The organism is Psychrobacter submarinus (assembly GCF_904846685.1).
Classification (GTDB): Bacteria; Pseudomonadota; Gammaproteobacteria; order Pseudomonadales; family Moraxellaceae; genus Psychrobacter; species Psychrobacter submarinus.
Genome location: NZ_CAJHBQ010000003.1, coordinates 126688 through 144282, shown reverse-complemented (window position 1 = coordinate 144282; position 17595 = coordinate 126688). Strand labels below are relative to the sequence as shown.

At 45.9% G+C, this 17595-nt stretch carries 17 protein-coding genes and 2 riboswitches; of the genes, 8 read left to right on the top strand and 9 right to left on the bottom strand.

The features are described from left to right. Positions 1-52: 52 nt before the first annotated feature. From JMY03_RS09935 to JMY03_RS09920, 4 genes are all read right to left on the bottom strand, one after another. Positions 53-1294, bottom strand: coding sequence for a vWA domain-containing protein (locus JMY03_RS09935; protein WP_201603487.1), 1242 nt, complete (start codon positions 1292-1294; stop codon positions 53-55). Between the two features lie 81 nt (positions 1295-1375). After that, entirely contained in the window at positions 1376-2233 is an 858-nt protein-coding gene (locus JMY03_RS09930) for an AAA family ATPase (RefSeq protein WP_025647121.1), read from the bottom strand. 334 nt (positions 2234-2567) lie between these two features. Beyond that, positions 2568-3227: a hypothetical protein gene (locus JMY03_RS09925; protein ID WP_227675590.1), complete on the bottom strand. Its 660-nt coding sequence runs from the start codon at positions 3225-3227 to the stop codon at positions 2568-2570. 287 nt (positions 3228-3514) lie between these two features. Continuing rightward, positions 3515-3835, bottom strand: coding sequence for a YcgL domain-containing protein (locus JMY03_RS09920; RefSeq protein WP_025647123.1), 321 nt, complete (start codon positions 3833-3835; stop codon positions 3515-3517). 268 nt (positions 3836-4103) lie between these two features. After that, positions 4104-4225, top strand: a riboswitch (glycine riboswitch). Positions 4226-4288: 63 nt separating this feature from the next. Next, positions 4289-4428: riboswitch (glycine riboswitch) on the top strand. A gap of 284 nt (positions 4429-4712) precedes the next feature. Here JMY03_RS09920 and gcvT point away from each other — a divergent pair. From gcvT to gcvP, 4 genes are all read left to right on the top strand, one after another. Further along, positions 4713-5897: a glycine cleavage system aminomethyltransferase GcvT gene (gene gcvT / locus JMY03_RS09915; RefSeq protein ID WP_201603486.1), complete on the top strand. Its 1185-nt coding sequence runs from the start codon at positions 4713-4715 to the stop codon at positions 5895-5897. Positions 5898-6017: 120 nt separating this feature from the next. Next, positions 6018-6398: a glycine cleavage system protein GcvH gene (gcvH, locus tag JMY03_RS09910; protein ID WP_025647125.1), complete on the top strand. Its 381-nt coding sequence runs from the start codon at positions 6018-6020 to the stop codon at positions 6396-6398. A gap of 313 nt (positions 6399-6711) precedes the next feature. Continuing rightward, a complete protein-coding gene (locus JMY03_RS09905) occupies positions 6712-7482 on the top strand; it encodes a nitroreductase family protein (protein WP_037059828.1) in 771 nt (256 codons plus the stop codon). A 136-nt stretch (positions 7483-7618) separates the two neighbouring features. Further along, entirely contained in the window at positions 7619-10519 is a 2901-nt protein-coding gene (gene gcvP, locus JMY03_RS09900; RefSeq protein ID WP_201603484.1) for an aminomethyl-transferring glycine dehydrogenase, read from the top strand. A gap of 142 nt (positions 10520-10661) precedes the next feature. Here gcvP and orn read toward each other — a convergent pair whose 3' ends face one another. Continuing rightward, positions 10662-11249, bottom strand: coding sequence for an oligoribonuclease (gene orn, locus JMY03_RS09895; RefSeq protein ID WP_025647130.1), 588 nt, complete (start codon positions 11247-11249; stop codon positions 10662-10664). Positions 11250-11399: 150 nt separating this feature from the next. Between orn and rsgA the strand changes: the two genes are divergently transcribed. From rsgA to secB, 4 genes are all read left to right on the top strand, one after another. Beyond that, positions 11400-12503 (top strand): ribosome small subunit-dependent GTPase A, encoded by a 1104-nt coding sequence (gene rsgA, locus JMY03_RS09890; protein WP_201603482.1) that lies wholly within the window; start codon positions 11400-11402, stop codon positions 12501-12503. 121 nt (positions 12504-12624) lie between these two features. Next, complete coding sequence (locus tag JMY03_RS09885; RefSeq protein ID WP_025647132.1) at positions 12625-13077, top strand: rhodanese-like domain-containing protein; 453 nt, start codon at positions 12625-12627, stop codon at positions 13075-13077. A 283-nt stretch (positions 13078-13360) separates the two neighbouring features. Beyond that, positions 13361-13624 carry a glutaredoxin 3 gene (grxC, locus tag JMY03_RS09880; RefSeq protein WP_201603480.1) on the top strand — a complete coding sequence of 88 codons (264 nt, stop codon included), beginning with the start codon at positions 13361-13363 and terminating at the stop codon, positions 13622-13624. A 58-nt stretch (positions 13625-13682) separates the two neighbouring features. After that, a complete protein-coding gene (gene secB / locus JMY03_RS09875; RefSeq protein WP_025647134.1) occupies positions 13683-14135 on the top strand; it encodes a protein-export chaperone SecB in 453 nt (150 codons plus the stop codon). A 120-nt stretch (positions 14136-14255) separates the two neighbouring features. On the opposite strand, the gene adk is transcribed toward secB, so the two are convergent. The 4 genes from adk to JMY03_RS09855 form a co-directional block, all read right to left on the bottom strand. Continuing rightward, positions 14256-14909: an adenylate kinase gene (adk, locus tag JMY03_RS09870; protein ID WP_198013365.1), complete on the bottom strand. Its 654-nt coding sequence runs from the start codon at positions 14907-14909 to the stop codon at positions 14256-14258. A gap of 252 nt (positions 14910-15161) precedes the next feature. Further along, on the bottom strand, positions 15162-16442 hold the full coding sequence (ccmI, locus tag JMY03_RS09865; RefSeq protein ID WP_201603479.1) for a c-type cytochrome biogenesis protein CcmI: 1281 nt from the start codon (positions 16440-16442) through the stop codon (positions 15162-15164). Continuing rightward, entirely contained in the window at positions 16439-16969 is a 531-nt protein-coding gene (locus JMY03_RS09860; protein ID WP_390880291.1) for a cytochrome c-type biogenesis protein, read from the bottom strand. Before JMY03_RS09860 ends, ccmI begins: the two co-directional genes overlap by 4 nt. A 32-nt stretch (positions 16970-17001) precedes the next feature. Beyond that, the gene (locus JMY03_RS09855) at positions 17002-17595 is read right to left on the bottom strand and encodes a DsbE family thiol:disulfide interchange protein (protein ID WP_201603477.1); all 594 of its coding nucleotides are present in this window, start codon (positions 17593-17595) and stop codon (positions 17002-17004) included.

Below are 17595 nucleotides of genomic sequence, written 5' to 3'. Positions count from 1 at the left end.
GGATATCGACCTTTATACCATTACGTTTATGGCTATACTTTTTGACGAGAAACTACCTTGCCAAATAAGCGGTCATATCCTCTACCCCATGCAGAGTCATCGGATACATGTGGTTGTCAAAGATCTGTTTTATCTCAGTGATGGTTTGCGTATAAGACCAGAACGCGGCTTCTTCTGGGTTAAGCCAAGCGACTTTATCGAAGTGCGCGAGCACACGCTTTAGCCAGACTACTCCCGCTTCGTTGTTCATATACTCAACGCTGCCGCCGACTGAAAACAGCTCATACGGTGACATAGATGCGTCCCCTACAAATATCACTCGGTACTCGCGCCCGTACTTATTAAGCAGCTCGTAAGTCGGCATAGGATTACTGTGGCGACGGTTATTATCCTCCCACACATAGTCATACAGACAGTTATGAAAGTAGAAAAACTCTAAGGTTTTAAATTCATTTTTCGCCGCTGAAAACAGCTTCTCTAAGGCTTCAACATGGATATCCATACTGCCGCCGACATCGAATAGCATGAGTACTTTGACGCGGTTACGGCGCTCAGGCTGCATATGAATATCGAGCACGCCTTTTTTGGCGGTACGCTTAATGGTCTCATGGATATCTAGCTCATCCTCGCTACCAGTACGTGCAAACTGACGCAAGTTGCGCAGCGCCATTTGGATCTGGCGCGTGCCAAGCTGTTTATCATCATCAAGGTTACGATACTTACGCTGCTCCCAGACTTTGACTGCACTGCCCTTACGCGACTCACCGCCGACGCGTACACCTTCGGGATGATCGCCATAAGCGCCAAAAGGAGAGCTGCCGCCAGTGCCGACCCATTTACTGCCGCCTTGATGACGCTCTTTTTGCTCTTTTAGGCGCTCCTCTAGCGCTTTCATCAGCTCCTCTAGCGAGCCATACTTATCTAACAAACGGCGCTGCTCATCGGTTAGGTTTTTGGGATCGAGCTTGAGATCGAGCCACTCTTTGGGGATATCGGTCAGCTTATTCATCAGCTCATCGATATCTAAGCTATCTACGCCTTCGAAGTAATCTGCCATCGCCCGATCGAACTTATCAAAGTGACGCTCGTCTTTGACCATGCAAAGCCTTATCAGCCGATACATGTCCTCACGACTGGCAAAAGTCTGCAGCTCTGGATACTCTGAGTCTGCTGAGCTCTCAGGATGCGGCTGCATCATCAGCCCTTTATCGAGCGCGGCATTGAGATCGAGCAGCTCGCGAGTCGTGACGGGTACGCCGTAAGTTCGCAGCGTATAAAAGAGTTTAATAAACATGATTGTCTCTCACTTATTGACAGGCCTAGCTAGCAAAATGGCTCATACGAGTTTATCGTAAACGCCCTACAAAGCTCATGATTAACGGCGCATCATATTGGCAAAGCGCTGTAATAAATTGACGTCAGCTTCGTTCTTGAGTAGCGCACCATATAACGGCGGAATAGACTTCTCGCCGCGCAAGTTTTCTTCGAGCTCTTCTTGTGCCATGTCGTCAGCTAACAATAGCGTTAACCAATCGACCAACTCAGAGGTCGAAGGCGGCTTTTTAAGACCTTGCAAATTGCGCAGTTTATAAAAAAGATCGAGCGCATCATTGACCAACTTTTCTTGAATATTAGGGAAATGCACCTCGATAATTTGACGCATGGTTTGCTCATCAGGAAAGTCGATGTAGTGAAAGAAGCAGCGACGCAAAAACGCATCAGGTAGCTCTTTTTCGTTATTAGAGGTAATGATGACCACTGGGCGCTGCTCAGCTGAGATGGTCTCACCCGTCTCATAGACATAAAACGACATCTTATCGAGCTCATGCAGTAAGTCATTAGGGAATTCGATATCGGCTTTATCGACTTCATCAATAAGCAGCACACTACGCTCCTCACTAGTAAACGCCTCCCACAGCTTACCGGGCTTGATATAGTTGCCGATATCATAGACTTTATCATCGCCAAGTTGCGAGTCGCGCAGACGTGATACTGCATCATACTCATACAAGCCTTGCTCAGCTTTGGTCGTGGACTTGATATGCCAAGTAATCAGCGGCATACCTAGACTCTCGGCTACCTCTTCAGCGAGCAAGGTCTTACCTGTGCCCGGCTCGCCTTTTATCAACAGCGGCTTTTGTAGCGTCATCGCCGCATTAACGGCGAGCTGTAGATCGTCAGTGGCAATATAAGTATTGGTACCGGTAAAGTTCTTTTGGTTATTGTCTGCCATAAAGTTAAATCTCAATATTAGTGGTTAGGATGTGTTGAAAATAAAGGCGTTTGATAGATGCTAAATTTAGACACTAACATGCAATAAAAGCCATGCAATATAAATAATTTAAGATTAGCATAACCGGTGTTAATGCCAAAATACTGATGGGTTTGCAATTTTTAGTTACGATAGTCTATGCCTTATAAAAAACAAACAATGAAACGGATATAAAACCGTATATTTGAGCAAGCTAATTTGGATGTAAAAAGTTATAGAAAGAAAAAAAGACACTAAATAGTGTCTTTTCTTTAATGCTAATACCATCCAAAATAATGTTTACTGCGTATTGCCATTAGTCTTTTTTATCTATGTGCGACGCCGCTTCATTACTTGGTTTTTTACTATAAAATCCTTTCACAGGCTTTTTGGTAGGGCTATCAGACGCTTTAGGCTCAGCTGCAAGGTCGTTTGTTTGTGCGGTTTGTGCTGTTGGTACTGGCTCGCTATGTTTTTTTTCTAAGTAGTTGCCTGATGCCAGTTGCATATTGGCTTCGGTGTCTTCAGCACTATTGCGCCGCGCCTTATCGAGACTGGACTCAAAAGCGCCGCGGATCAGTTGCCAAACAAAACCGATAAACAAACCGACCACTAGCACCACTAAGATAGGCAGGGAGTTACTCACCGCTGAGGCAGTATCCTTCATCAATAGTGCATAAATCACGCCGATACTAGCAGGCGCGATCTCGCCTTGTTCGCCAAGCGCGGTACCGGGCGCTAATAATACGGCAAAGATAACCATCCAAATCATACCACCAAGTGGCTTTGGCAAAACGCGTGCAACCAAAATCCATAACAGCAAGACGATGATCGTCCCGCCTAGATAAGCGTACATAGGTAAGTCGGCAGGTGGTACGTTTTTGACCATCTGACTCCACCAAATCACAATCTCACCAAGAGTATCGCTGAGCTGCTCAAGTGGCAAAACATTTAAAATACCTTTCAACCAATCCATGCTTATTCAATCACCTACGTTTAGTGATGCCGATGTCAAACGACGTCTAAGTTAAAAACTCTGTTAAAAAACTATATCAAGAAACTATATTAAAGAACTATGTTAAAGAACTATGTTAAAGAACTATGTTAAGAAGTTATGCTAAAAGCCGGTGTCAAAAACCTTTACAAAAACCTTTGCTAAAAACCTTCATTAAAATATTAGTTAAATACTGCACTAAAGCACTATGTCAAAAAGCACTATGTTAAAAGGCTATTTTATCACGACTTGTGAAGGTACGACATGTTCTAATCATACTTATTGTCTTGCGCTTCTTTTGCGCGCATCTCGGCCTGCCGGCGCATCACGTCCGCAGGCGGCATCTGTACAAAATATCCTTTCTCTTGTAGCTTAGCCAGCACTTCCTCTTTATCGACTCGTGCAAGCTTCTTGGTATTACTAAGGTCTAAATGCATCACAAACTTGCTCGTGCCTAGTCCTGCTCGAAAGTCTTTGGGTAGTACACTGAGCCAATCCTTGATCTCGTCAGTATCATCTGGGTAATCAGGACGCGCTATGTAAACGTACATATCTGGATGTTTAGGGAATTTATAAATGTCACAATGCATAACCATTACCTATCTGTAAAATATTTATCAAAGTTATGGCTGTAGCCTAGCATAATTTGACTAATTATCAGTAGTGGCTTTACGTTTTATTGCGCGAATCGCTGAGCTGATAGCAGCTCAACCGCACTGCTAACCCTAAAACAATATCTGTAAAGGACAATCAGCCTCTTAACGTAGCAAAAAAAGACGGTTAAATGATTAATTTTGTTTAAACGCTTAATTAAACACCAAGATCCCTTGTAAAACAGCGGGGAACCTTTCATAATAAAAGGGTTTTTCAGGAGAGAGTTTTATCATTATGGCAATAGCCTGTAGCTATGACCAATGACAAGACCACCGAAGGCGCATCCACCCTGCCAATCGCTCAGGTAAAAGGACTGAAAAACTCATGCCTATTATTACGACTTGATAATAGCTTAAATATCTAAACTATTATCACAGCACACAACTGGGCATAACAAATCTGGAGAGCGGTGAAGACTTATAGCGCTTCATCCACCGAAGGGGAGAAAATACGCTGTTGCCTTTTCACTATAAAAGTGAGGACTCAATAGCGTATTGAAAATCTCAGGTCACAGGACAGATAGGGCTTATATGCAATTGACACTGCTAGTGTTTTTGCGTAGCTTTATTTTGTGCCACCCTTTTTATTGCCAACGGTGTCGTTGGTATGGTTACCTCTCATTATGGTTTACTTGCTTCCTTTATACTATTAATCAATAAAGTTAATCAATAAAGTGTCATTATTGGATCGCTCACCCTAAGATCCACTAGTAATGACCTTGATAACTCAGTAATCAAAGTCATTAGCTTGATTATTACTGACTTACGATTTGACTGATAAATAGTAGAGGCGGCGTAACTACAAGGATTTGTTATGACTGACTCTAATACTCAAAACACTGACTCTACAACACCTTTGGCCCCTAAGCGCACCCCTCTGTATCAGTCACACGTCGATAGCGACGGCAAGTTGGTGGACTTTTCAGGTTGGGAGCTACCTATTCATTACGGCTCACAAATAGAAGAACATGAAGCGGTGCGTACCGATGCTGGGATGTTTGACGTCTCGCATATGGTCGTCGTCGATATCAGCGGCGCTGATGCTAAAGCTTGGCTACAAAAGCTGCTGGCGAATGATGTTGCTAAACTCAAAACCGTGGGTAAAGCGCTGTACTCGCCGATGCTAAATGAGCAAGGCGGTATTATTGATGATTTAATCGTCTATCTAATGAATGAGGCCGAAACTGAGTACCGCATCGTCTCTAACGCCGCCACTCGCGACAAAGATATCGCTCAGTTCCATAACGTTGCTGAAGGGTTTGAGGTCACTTTAACAGAACGCCCAGAGCTTGCCATGATTGCGGTACAAGGTCCAAAAGCGGTTGAAAAACTAGCCAAAGCCAAGCCAAGCTGGTCAGAGACACTATCAGGTCTTAAGCCTTTTGTTGGTGCGGATTTGAGCGATATCGAAGGCCAAGATTGGTTCGTTGCGCGCACCGGCTACACCGGTGAAGATGGCGTTGAGGTCATTATGCACGGTGATGACGCGCCGGACTTTTTTGACTTATTAAAAGATAATGGTATTAAGCCTGCTGGCCTCGGCGCTCGCGATACACTACGTATGGAAGCGGGTATGAACCTTTATGGTCATGATATGGACGACAATGTCAGTCCTTACGAGTGCAATATGGGCTGGACGCTGGCGCTAAAAGACGAGCGTGAGTTTGTCGGCCGCGACGCTTTAGTCAGTAAGCGTAAGCAGGCAAAAGAGAATAATACCGCGATGAAGCAAGTTGGCCTGCTTATGACTAGCCGCGGGGTGCTGCGCGAAGGTATGGAAGTGACCATTAACCAAGGCACTGACAATGAGCAGACCGGCGTCATCACTAGTGGCACCTTTTCCCCTAGTCTCAAAAACTCTATTGCCATCGCTCGCGTACCCGCTAGCCTCTCAGAGGAAGATACGGTACAGATCGACTTGCGCGGTAAAGGCAAGTTTGTCGATGTACGCGTATTAAAGCTACCTTTTGTGCGTAACGGTCAGCAGCAATTCGACTAATACTATTTGTTTTGCCAGTCCCATCACTGATAATATTACAGTCAGCTTTGGCTATCCGCTTTATCTGATGATAAAGTTTGCATTCATTATAAACCACCCGCTACTCTTTAGGAGAGAACTATGAGTAATGTCCCAGCAGAACTAAAATATATCGCCAGCCACGAATGGCTACGTTTAGAAGACGACGGCACGGTTACTGTCGGTATCACGGACCACGCCCAAGACTTGTTAGGTGATGTGGTATTCGTTGAGCTACCTGACGTTGGCGATACTATCGCTGTTGATGATGAGATCTCAGTTGTTGAATCTGTCAAAGCTGCCTCGGATGTCTACGCTCCTATCTCAGGCGAAGTCGTCGCTATCAACGAAGCCTTAGAAGACGATCCGGAAATTATTAACTCAGACCCGTATGGCGAAGGTTGGTTCTTTAGAATGAAGCCGGACAATATGGACGACTATGAAGCGCTACTAAGTGCTGAAGAGTATGAGAACGAGCTGTAAGTCTTAAGCCCTCATAGCTTATATAAAAGGTTTTGCAGGTATTGGTGTCAGTAGGTTCTATATCAGTAGACTCTGAGGTCAATATCTGCCCTTATTTTTAAACCTTTTGTACATTTGTACGTTTGAGCTTATAAGTCTGCTGCGTAATACCTACCTACTAGATAAATAGTATACGCAAGCACTATCTAAATATTACGTGTTATCACGTTTTATCATAATACAGCTTAGGTTTTGAACGCCTACCCCTATCTTATCTATACATGCCGGACTTAGGCATTTTGCCCACTTTAACGACACTTGCACGGACTTTGACATGAGTACTGATAATAAAAGCGCCAACTCTACTAAAGACACCTTAGCCATGCCGGAGCATACTCCTCAACTACAAGCTTTTACTCAAGTAGTCGAGTCGCGCCGTTCAGTGCGCCGCTTCACTGACACGCCTATTCCTGATGAGGTTATGGCTGACTGCTTACGTTTGGCGATGCTAGCGCCGAACTCAAGTAACTTACAGCCGTGGGAGTTTTATGTCATTGACAGCCCAGACAAGCGCAAACGCGCCGTTAAGAATTGCATGAATCAAAACGCGGCGAAAACTTCCGCGCGCTTGATAGCCGTCGTGGCACGTACCGATATTTGGCACGATCATGCCAAACAAATCCTCGATGAATATCCAGATAAGCCAGTGCCAAAAAAGGTCAAAGACTACTATACCAAAGTGGTTGCACTAGACTTCTTACGTGGTCCTGCCAATGTCATCTCTGCTGCCAAATGGAGCGCGACCAAAGTCTTTAGACAAGTCAAAGGCCCTATCAAGACGCCTTATTATACCTTTGACGATGTCAAAAACTGGGCGACGAACAACACCGCCCTCGCCGCCGAAAACCTCATGCTAGCTCTCAGGGCGCATGGATTTGATAGCTGCCCGATGGGCGGTTTCGATGAGCCGGCGATGAAGCGACTACTTAAGCTGACCGACGATCATCACATCATTATGATGATAGGCGCCGGTGAGCGCGCTGACAACGGCATCTACAGCTCGCAGTTTCGCTTCGAGCAAGAGCAATTTGTGCATTACGTTTAATAAAATGACGTCGCATTATTGATCATAGCGATATTGCGACGCTGAGCTCGCTTTTACCACTAAATTACTAACAACAAGTCGCGTAATAAATGACTTTATCTTTCTACCCTTACTTTAAACGCTAATAAGGACTGTCATGACCACTTCTCAAAAACCGACGTTCGATACCTTTAAAGGTTTATTTAATGAGTCTGAATTCGTCTATCGCCACTTAGGCTCAAACGAAACCAAGCAAGCTGATCTGTTGAGCGCCATTGGCTACCAAGACATGGCAAGCTTTATTAACGATACGGTGCCAGAGCCAGTACGTTTGCATAAAGATCTTGATCTACCGCTAGCGATGAGCGAGCATGCGGCGCTTGCCAAATTGCGCAAGATGGCAGATAACGTCACTGTGAATAAGAGCTATATCGGGCAGGGTTACTCGCCTGTACGTATGCCAGCGGTCATTCAGCGTAACGTGCTCGAAAACCCAGGTTGGTACACCGCTTACACGCCGTATCAAGCCGAAATCGCTCAGGGCCGCCTAGAAGCTTTATTAAACTTCCAGCAAGTGTGTATTGATCTGACGGGTCTTGAGATGGCGGGCGCCTCCCTGCTTGATGAAGCGACGGCAGCTGCTGAAGCGATGGCGATGTCTAAGCGCATGAGTAAAAGCAAGTCAACGCAGTTTTTTGTTGATGAGCGTATTTATCCGCAGACACTAGACGTTATCCAGACTCGCGCTAAGTACTTTGGTTGGGACGTAGTCGTTGGCGACTTTGAACTGGCCAAATCAGGCGATTACTTCGGTGCGATCTTCCAATATGTCGGCAAAGAAGGCGATGTTCAGGATTTAACCGACGTTATCAGTGCTGTTAAAGAAAAGAAAACCTATGTCAGCGTCGTCAGCGATATCATGAGCCTTGTGCTGCTAAAGTCGCCTGCCGATATGGGCGCAGATGTCGCTTTAGGTAGTACGCAGCGTTTCGGTATTCCGATGGGTTATGGTGGTCCACACGCCGCTTACTTTGCTTTTTCTGACAAAGCCAAACGCTCAGCGCCGGGCCGTATCATTGGTGTCTCAAAAGATGCGCAAGGTAACACGGCGCTACGTATGGCACTACAGACTCGTGAGCAGCATATCCGCCGCGAAAAAGCCAACTCAAACATCTGTACCTCACAAGTTCTACTCGCCAACCTCGCTGGCATGTACGCTGTCTATCATGGCCCAAGCGGTGTCAAACGTATTGCAACGCGTATTCATGCTTTTGCCACTGCCTTTGCAGAAGTCATCAGACAGGCTAATGGCGAAAATAAACTTAGCGTTGTACATGATCAGTTCTTCGATACTGTTGTCGTTGATTGTGGTTCAGAAAAGCTAGCGACCCAAATTTTTGAGAACGCTGATAATATTGGTTATAACCTATGGCGTTTTGACGATACTAAAATCAGCGTCGCCTTTAGTGAAACCAGCGATGAAGAAGACTTCAAAGTATTGACTCAGTTGTTTGTCAATACCTCTCATCAGCTACCAGAAACCGCTAGCGTATCACTAGATCAGACGCATCTGCGTAACGATGATATCTTAAGTCATCCGGTGTTTAACTCGCACCACACTGAGCACGAAATGCTACGCTATCTAAAATCTTTAGAGGATAGAGATTTGGCGATGAACCGCAGCATGATTGCGCTAGGCAGCTGTACGATGAAGCTGAACGCCACAAGCGAGATGCTGCCAATTACTTGGCCTGAATTCGCCAATGTGCATCCTTTTGCGCCGCTAGATCAAGTCTCAGGTTACATCGAGATGATCGATAGCTTACAAGAGCAGCTAAAAGCCATCACCGGCTTCGATGATATCTCTATGCAGCCAAACTCCGGTGCCTCTGGTGAATACGCCGGTCTGTTAGCTATCCGCCGTTACCATGAGTCTTTAGGCGAGACCAATCGTAATATCTGCCTAATTCCTATGTCAGCACACGGAACCAACCCAGCAACCGCTATCATGATGGGCATGCAAGTCGTCGTGGTCAAAACCGATGACAACGGCAACGTCGATATCGATGACTTAACGGCGAAATGTGAAGAGCACAGTGCCAATCTAGGCGCGTTAATGATTACCTATCCATCGACCCATGGCGTCTTTGAGGAAGGTATCCGCGACATCTGTGACCTCATTCATAAGCATGGTGGTCAGGTCTACATGGATGGCGCCAACATGAACGCGCAGGTCGCTATTATGCAGCCTGCTGATGTCGGCGCAGATGTGCTGCACATGAACTTGCATAAGACTTTTTGTATTCCGCATGGCGGCGGTGGCCCTGGTATGGGTCCTATCGGTATGCAGGCGCATTTGGCTCCGTTCAAAGCCAACCATGCGGTGGTTCCAGTGCATAATGCACCAAACGCCTGCTCAGCGGTATCCGCAGCACCGTATGGCTCAGCTAGCATCCTACCGATTTCATGGATGTATATTACGATGATGGGCCGCGATGGTTTGCTTGAGGCGACCAATCTGGCTCTGCTCAATGCCAACTACGTTGCCGATCAGCTCAAGTCTGACTATCCGGTCTTATATGCCGGTAAAAACGGCCGAGTGGCGCATGAATGTATCATTGATATCCGTCCGCTAAAAGAAGACACCGGCATCACTGAGAGCGATATCGCTAAGCGCTTGATGGATTATGGCTTCCACGCGCCAACGATGAGCTTCCCTGTCGCCGGAACGCTGATGATTGAGCCGACTGAATCTGAGTCTAAAGAGGAGCTAGATCGCTTCATTAATGCGCTCAAATCTATTAAAGCTGAAATCATGAAAGCCAAAGCTGGTGAAGATGGCTGGACATTAGAGAACAACCCAGTCGTTAACGCGCCGCATACCGCCTCTGTCATTACTGATGAAGAGTGGTCCTATCCGTATAGCCGTGATGTTGCGGCATTCCCACTATCGTACGTGCGCGCGCACAAATTCTGGCCAAGCGTCGGCCGTATCGATGATGTTTATGGCGATAAGAATCTTATGTGCTCATGCCCAAGTATCGAAAACTATATGTAGTTTTTGATATGATAGATGGCATCGAAAACTATATGTAGTTTTCACGGTTTAGAATAAAACAAACCTCCAAGTCAGTAGCTGGCTTGGAGGTTTTTTCTTATTATCATAGCTATAAAATAGAGTTGCTAAGTTAAAACCTATACTATTCCATCAACTTAAAAAAGTGCTGGCGATAGTGCTTCAGCTCGCGGATAGAGTCGCGAATATCATCTAACGCTAAATGGCTACCGCCCTTCTCAAAATTCTTTAAGATGTCTGGCCGCCAGCGAAAGCACAGCTCTTTTACCGACGACACATCTAAATTGCGATAGTGAAAGAAGCGCTCAAGCTCCGGCATCTGGCGCGCCAAAAAACGTCTATCTTGGCAGATAGAATTACCACACATCGGCGACTTACCACTATCGACCCATTTATTCAAAAACTTAATCGTTTCCGCTTCAGCTTCTGCCAGTGTTACTTTGCTACGGCGCACCCGATCGACTAAGCCTGATTGGCCATGCTGCTTAGTATTCCACTCGTCCATCTGATTGAGCCTTTGATCCGATATTTTGATCGCAAATACCGGCCCCTCAGCTAACACATTGAGATCCTCATCAGTAACTACAGTTGCAATCTCGATAATCTCATCATTGAGCGTATCGAGCCCAGTCATCTCAAGGTCTATCCAGACCAGCCCCTTTTTGCCTTGGTTCTTAATTTTTATCTTATTGGGATGGTCATCGCTACTCATAAGGCGTCCTATTATTAAGGTTTAAAATATCTCGTTATTTCTTTCGCTTCAACGGTGTTTACAAGGTTACAAAACCCCTGTTAAGCTTAAGCTGTATGTTAGCAAATTTTCGCGCTACACTGAGCAATATTTTCGTTATAGGCAGCACTCATGGCATTGATTCGGCAACGCAAACTCACCAAACAACAGATTCGGCGCATAGACAAGCAGCAACTAGAGAGTCAAGATAGTATTGATGATAGCTTGATGGATGGTGTGGTCATGGCGCACTACGGTAAGCAGCTAGAGGTGCAAGTCACCAGCTTACCGGCCGTTGTTGCTGAGCCGCCAGAGATTGGTCCCGACGACCCTGAGCCTTTTTGGCAACAGCTTGCCCTTGGGGACATTTGGCGCTGTCATGTACGCACCAACCTGCCGATGCTCGCCGCTGGCGATCAAGTACGCTGGACGGCTGACTCTAATACTGGCTTTGGACGTATTGAGTCCGTCAAGCCGCGCACCTCTTTAGTCTCGCGCCCAGATCGTTACCATAAGCTCAAACCTGTCGCCGCTAATGTCGATATTTTGGCGATTGTTTTTGCGCCGCTGCCAGCCGCTGCTCCTTCATTGATTGATCGTTATTTAGTCGTTTGTCATCACGCTGGTGTGAAGCCGCTACTGGTCTTAAATAAAGCAGACTTATTAGCTCAAGATGACTATGCTGACACCCGTGAGCTACTCACTCAATACGCCGCATTGGGCTATGAGAGTGTGCTGACCTCTGTTGATTGCCCTGAAAATATCGCTGAGAGCGCCGAGCAAATAGGCCTCGGTGAGCTCAAAAGCTATATCGATCATAAGCTTGTTATTTTCGCCGGTCAATCTGGTGTTGGTAAGAGTAGCCTTATCAACGCGCTGCTGCCGGAGTCCGCGCAAAGCGTCAATGTCATCTCTGAGAACTCACAACTGGGTCAGCACACCACGACGACCAGTCGGCTATTACCCTTTAACCCTGATGATTTGACTGCTGGCGGCATCGTTGATACGCCCGGTATTCGCGAATACGGCATCTGGCATCTGACCCCTGAAGATATTATCTCAGGCTTTATTGAGCTGGCTCCCCTAGCAGGCTATTGTCAATTTCGCGACTGTCGGCATACTCATAACTCCAAAGGCTGCGCGCTATGGCAAGCGGTAGCAGATGGGGAAGTCTTGCAGCGCCGCGTTGAGAATCTGGTCACTTTGCGAGAAGAGGCGGACACTAAGCCATACTAGCGCCGGTTTGCTCTGATCGGCCGTTTACTATAACGAGTCTTATCGGTATAATAGCGCCTGGTTCGATATGGTTGGGCTGTATTCGCAGTCTGCTAGAGCCCTAATTTTTTGGAGGTCTGTTGTGGATCGTGCGCTTGAATTTGTAGGCAATCACCCTTTTTTATTTGGTATTTTGGCGGTATTAGCTATATTGTTTTTTACCATTGAAAATAAACGTAGTGGCAAAAAAATATCTCCTAACACGCTTGGGATGCTCGTCAACTCGCAAAATGCGCAATTGATCGATATTCGTACCAAAAAGAAATTTGAGACCGGCTATATTCAAGGTAGCCGCAATATTCCTTTTACTGAAATAAAAGATCGTATAGAAGAAATCCGCGCAATCGAGCAGCCTGTGATTATCATTTGTGATATGGGCGTGCAAGCGGGTGCGGCGATACAGATGATCGGCAAAGACAACGTTTATCGTCTAGAAGGCGGCGTTGGCGGTTGGCAAGGCGCTGGTATGCCATTAGTGAGCCCAAAAGATGCGCAAGCCAAAAAAGGCAAAGCTAAGCCGAAGCTCAGTAAATAGTAGATCCCAATCTTACAAATTTGTGGTTTAGCAAGCTTTGTATTTATCAATTATGTATTTGCCAAATATTAAGACATCATAGCTATCGTAAAAAGCTATGATGTCTTTTTTTACAAAAGTAGCAAGCGCGGTTATTGTGAACTTTTATTACATTTATCGTTATCTGCTTGAATTTATACCCGAGAGCCCCACTTCATAACTGAAGACGATGAAAACGACACTGCTCAGTAATGGCAGCTGATATTCATCATAACGACTCATTTATTATAAATAAGGATTTATTATGACGGTTCCTGTAAAAGTATATACCACGCCAATCTGCCCCTATTGCACAAACGCCAAACAATTATTACAATCTAAAGGCGTCGACTATGAAGAGATTGGTATGCATGATATCAGCAGCGATGAGCGCCGCGCTTTGATGCAAAAAACCAATAATTACCGCACCGTACCACAGATCTTTGTGGGTGATACTTTTATTGGCGGCTTTGATGAGCTTAATCAATTTAATCAGCAAGGCAAGCTTGATGAGCTATTAGCAGGTTAAACGGCATAACTTCGCATTATTTTGAACGATTAATTTATTAATTCTTAGAGGAAATAGCATGGCTGAAGAACAAGCACAACCCCAACTGGCGTTAGAGCGCATTTATGTCAAAGATATGTCGCTTGAAGTACCTGGCGCTGATGTATTTACCAAAGAGTGGAACCCAGAGCTAGATATCAACCTATCAAGCAATGCTGAGAAGTTAGACGACGACCATTATCAAGTGACTCTAACCGTTAGTGTCAATGCCAAAAACGCAGAAGCACCAGCGTTTATCGCCGAAGTACACCAAGCCGGTATTTTCTTATTAAAAGATATTCCAGAAGACCAAATCGGACAAATCCTAGGCGCGTACTGCCCTAACGTCTTGTTCCCTTATGCGCGTGAAGTGATCAGCGACATCGTCACTCGTGGTAGCTTCCCGCAGTTGCTACTAGCGCCGGTCAACTTTGACCAAGCTTATGCCCAAAGCCAAGAGCAAGCTCAAGTAGACGCACAAGGTAAAGCGTAAGCCTATATTAAATAGACTCATTTGAACCGATTAATCGGTAAAATAAAAACCGCCTAACTCATAAGTTAGGCGGTTTTTTTATGCACTGATATAAGCAAGTATGAGCTTATTGCTAGCTGTTTAGTCTTTTAATGCGGCTAAGATTTGCTCTCTGACTTCATCAATCGCTTGGGTACCGTCAAACTTATCGTAATCAGGAGTATCCGCGCCTTCTTTGGCTTTGTCTTGATAAAAACCGACCAAAGCAGAGGTTTGCTCATGATAAGTGGCTAGACGCTCACGAATGGTCTCTTCTTTATCATCTGGACGCTGAATAAGCGGCTCACCTGTTACGTCATCGATGCCTTCAACTTTTGGCGGATTATGGTCAATATGATAGATACGGCCTGAGTCAGCATGCTGACGACGACCAGAGAGACGCTTGACGATTTCGTCATCAGGAACGCTAATCTCAATCACATGATCGATGGCGACATTCGCTTCCGCTAACGCTTGCGCCTGTGGAATGGTGCGCGGGAACCCATCTAATATGCAACCATTGGCACAATCAGGCTTAGCGAGACGTTCTTGCACTAAGTTGATGATGAGATCATCAGAAACAAGACCACCTGCATTCATCACGCCTTGGGCTTGTTTACCAAGCTCAGTGCCTTCTTTGATCGCAGCGCGTAGCATATCACCTGTGGAGATTTGCGGGATATCATACTCTTTAGAGATGAACTGGGCTTGGGTGCCTTTACCAGCGCCAGGGGGACCTAGCAAAATAATACGCATCATTATACGTTTCTCCTCAATAGATGGGTTTTCGAAATTCTAAAAAATTACAAAACATAGGGATTGGTGAATTGCAAGCCATACCTTACCTTGTGGGTTTATAAAGCTCAAGTTTTTTTATCTTATATTGCCAAAGTTGCTATGACTTTACTGTTCATGTAAAGCAATTGCGTGCCAATATGACTCGTAAAATAATGAGCTTTGACACGCTGTTTGTAATAACCATAAGTATTAACCATAAGACCATTTATCTTAAGGTACTTGCTGATTAATCTCGACATTGACTTGGTTTTGGTCGGTGCTGATCACCACCGGATTACCGGATAAATCTCCAGATTCAGCAACTGCATTACCACTATGACTAATACGAGCAATGACTGCCAGCTGCGTCTTTTGCTCGCGAGCTGAGGCTAAAGTGCGCTCAGGCATCATAGCGTCCAGATCGCTTAAGCTGATATTGGCTTCGCCTTGCTTAATCACCGATATGGGTAGACGCTTAGCAGCGAAAGGCGGTCCGCCATTGACATCACGTATCGCCACAAAGAGCACATCGTCTCCTTTTACTAGCGGCAATAAGCTTGAGTTGACCACAACCGTAACATCCACACCTTGCGCCACTTGCGCTTTTTGCGCGTTAATATTGGCGCTGAGCTCATCTAAGCTGGCAAGCGCTCGGCTATGATCGCCAGGCTTCGCAGCAATGCTGTTTCGCAAGCGGCTGATCCAGCCTTGCGCTTCATCGAAGTTACTACTACGCGCCTCACCCATGGCCATCAGCATTTGCGCGCCTTCGTGCTGCGGGTTTTTGACAAGTACGTCTTGTAATACTCTACGAATATTGGCATCAAGCCGGCCTTCATTGGCAAAGAAACTAATCTGCGCGTAACTCGTCGCAATCTCTTCGTTTTCAGGCGACAAGCGATAAGCTCGAGACAGCGCTTCTATCGCAGAAGGCGTCGCTTCTAGTGATAAGAACAGCTCTGATAAGCGCATCCAGCGATCTGGGTCATCAGCGTGGCGATAGACGTTGGTCTGCATCGCGCTGATAAGCTGCTTGCCATCTTCAATCGCCCAAGCAGGCGGTTGATCGATTTTACCGGTCAACAGATCATCAGCGACTTGACCGACTTTGTCCTCACTCGTCCATAGCTCGAATACCGGGGTACGATTGCCGATCAACAGATACGCCATAGCGGCTAATACTGGCACCCAAACCATCACAATCAGACGGCTTTTGATGCCTGGCGCAACCATAGGCGTGACTTCTCGCTGCGCATCTAACAACTGACGCTCAAGCTCAAGCTTTTGGTTTTGATAATGACTGTCGTCAATCGTTCCGCTGTCTTTATCGCTTTTTAGCTCAGCCAAACGCTCACGGAATACCGCGACGTTGATATCGAGCAGCTGATTGTCTACTGGGTTCGATTTGATACGCGCGGCGCGTAGCCACGGAGTAATAGCGATAACCGCCAAAATCAGCGCCATAAATAAGCTTAGAGCAATAAATAAGCCGATAGTAGAAAATAGGGTCATTTTTTGTCCTCTGGGCTTGAGATATCATGGTCGGTGCTATCAGTACTGGTACTGTTACTATCACTGGCACGTGATAATAGACGATCTAGTTCTGCTTTTTCTGCTGGAGTAAGCGCCGCAGCGGTACTCTCAACCTTCACTCGGTTTTGACCGCGAGCAGCAGCCTGTCGGCGTTTACTTTGCCAAAACCAACCGCCGATAAGCACGATTAGCAATAAAGGCGGAAAGAACCATAGAATCCAAGTCGATGGACGTACAGGCGGCTTGTAGCTGATAAAATCGCCGTAGCGCTCTTGCATGTAACTGCGAATCTCACCATCGCTGCGCCCTTCTTTGACCAAGTCAAAGGTCTTTTGCTTGAGGTCTTGTGCAATAGGAGCGTCAGAGCCTGCCAAGTTTTGGTTCTGGCATTTTGGGCAACGCAGCTCTTCGATAAGGCCGCGATACTGCGCTTCTTGCTGCGTGGAGTCAAAATCATAGACGTCAATGGCCGCATAGCTTGATAGGCTAAACAGACAAGCGAGCATTAGGCCGGCGGCTTTCAGAATTATATGAGTCATTATTGACAGGCCTCCGTAACTTGACTGGCCTCAGGGACCGCATTGGTCTTATTGGCTTCATTGAGTACCATCAAGCAAGGAGTGATACGGTCTTGCCAGTTGGCTTCATTAATCTCACCAATAATATGCTGACGAATAATGCCATTACCATCGACTATAAAGGTCTCAGGCGCGCCCGTTAAACCCAAATCTAAAGCAAACTGACCCGATGAGTCTTGAATAGACATCGAAAAAGGATCGCCGCCGCGGTTTAGATAGCTTAGCGCGTCACCAATTTCATCTTTATAATTGATGCCAACCAAATTAACACCGCGCTCCTCAAGTTCCATCAAAAAAGGATGCTCAACGACGCAAGTGGGGCACCAAGAGCCCCAAACATTCATCAAAAAAGGCTCATCAGGCAGATTATCGTTCGTCATAATACGGCTAGTATCTGATAATAAAGGCAGCTCAAAGGCAGGTACTGGGCGCTCAAGCGCAGTATTCATTACCACTTCAGTCGGCTTACCTAGCTGATTGCCTAGCAGATAAAGCACCCCAATAAATACCAGCAGCGGAATCAAAAACCATATTTTTAACTGTTTTTTCTTCAT

Coding starts and splice junctions, on each gene's coding strand:
- JMY03_RS09860 (WP_390880291.1), bottom strand. CDS start 16,969: ATGCTCGCTTGTCTGTTTAGCCTATCAAGCTATGCGGCCATTGACGTC.
- secB (WP_025647134.1), top strand. CDS start 13,683: ATGGCTGAAGAACAAGCACAACCCCAACTGGCGTTAGAGCGCATTTAT.
- rsgA (WP_201603482.1), top strand. CDS start 11,400: ATGGCATTGATTCGGCAACGCAAACTCACCAAACAACAGATTCGGCGC.
- gcvP (WP_201603484.1), top strand. CDS start 7,619: ATGACCACTTCTCAAAAACCGACGTTCGATACCTTTAAAGGTTTATTT.
- gcvH (WP_025647125.1), top strand. CDS start 6,018: ATGAGTAATGTCCCAGCAGAACTAAAATATATCGCCAGCCACGAATGG.
- grxC (WP_201603480.1), top strand. CDS start 13,361: ATGACGGTTCCTGTAAAAGTATATACCACGCCAATCTGCCCCTATTGC.
- adk (WP_198013365.1), bottom strand. CDS start 14,909: ATGCGTATTATTTTGCTAGGTCCCCCTGGCGCTGGTAAAGGCACCCAA.
- gcvT (WP_201603486.1), top strand. CDS start 4,713: ATGACTGACTCTAATACTCAAAACACTGACTCTACAACACCTTTGGCC.
- JMY03_RS09855 (WP_201603477.1), bottom strand. CDS start 17,595: ATGAAGAAAAAACAGTTAAAAATATGGTTTTTGATTCCGCTGCTGGTA.
- JMY03_RS09930 (WP_025647121.1), bottom strand. CDS start 2,233: ATGGCAGACAATAACCAAAAGAACTTTACCGGTACCAATACTTATATT.
- JMY03_RS09905 (WP_037059828.1), top strand. CDS start 6,712: ATGAGTACTGATAATAAAAGCGCCAACTCTACTAAAGACACCTTAGCC.
- JMY03_RS09925 (WP_227675590.1), bottom strand. CDS start 3,227: ATGGATTGGTTGAAAGGTATTTTAAATGTTTTGCCACTTGAGCAGCTC.
- ccmI (WP_201603479.1), bottom strand. CDS start 16,442: ATGACCCTATTTTCTACTATCGGCTTATTTATTGCTCTAAGCTTATTT.
- orn (WP_025647130.1), bottom strand. CDS start 11,249: ATGAGTAGCGATGACCATCCCAATAAGATAAAAATTAAGAACCAAGGC.
- JMY03_RS09920 (WP_025647123.1), bottom strand. CDS start 3,835: ATGCATTGTGACATTTATAAATTCCCTAAACATCCAGATATGTACGTT.
- JMY03_RS09935 (WP_201603487.1), bottom strand. CDS start 1,294: ATGTTTATTAAACTCTTTTATACGCTGCGAACTTACGGCGTACCCGTC.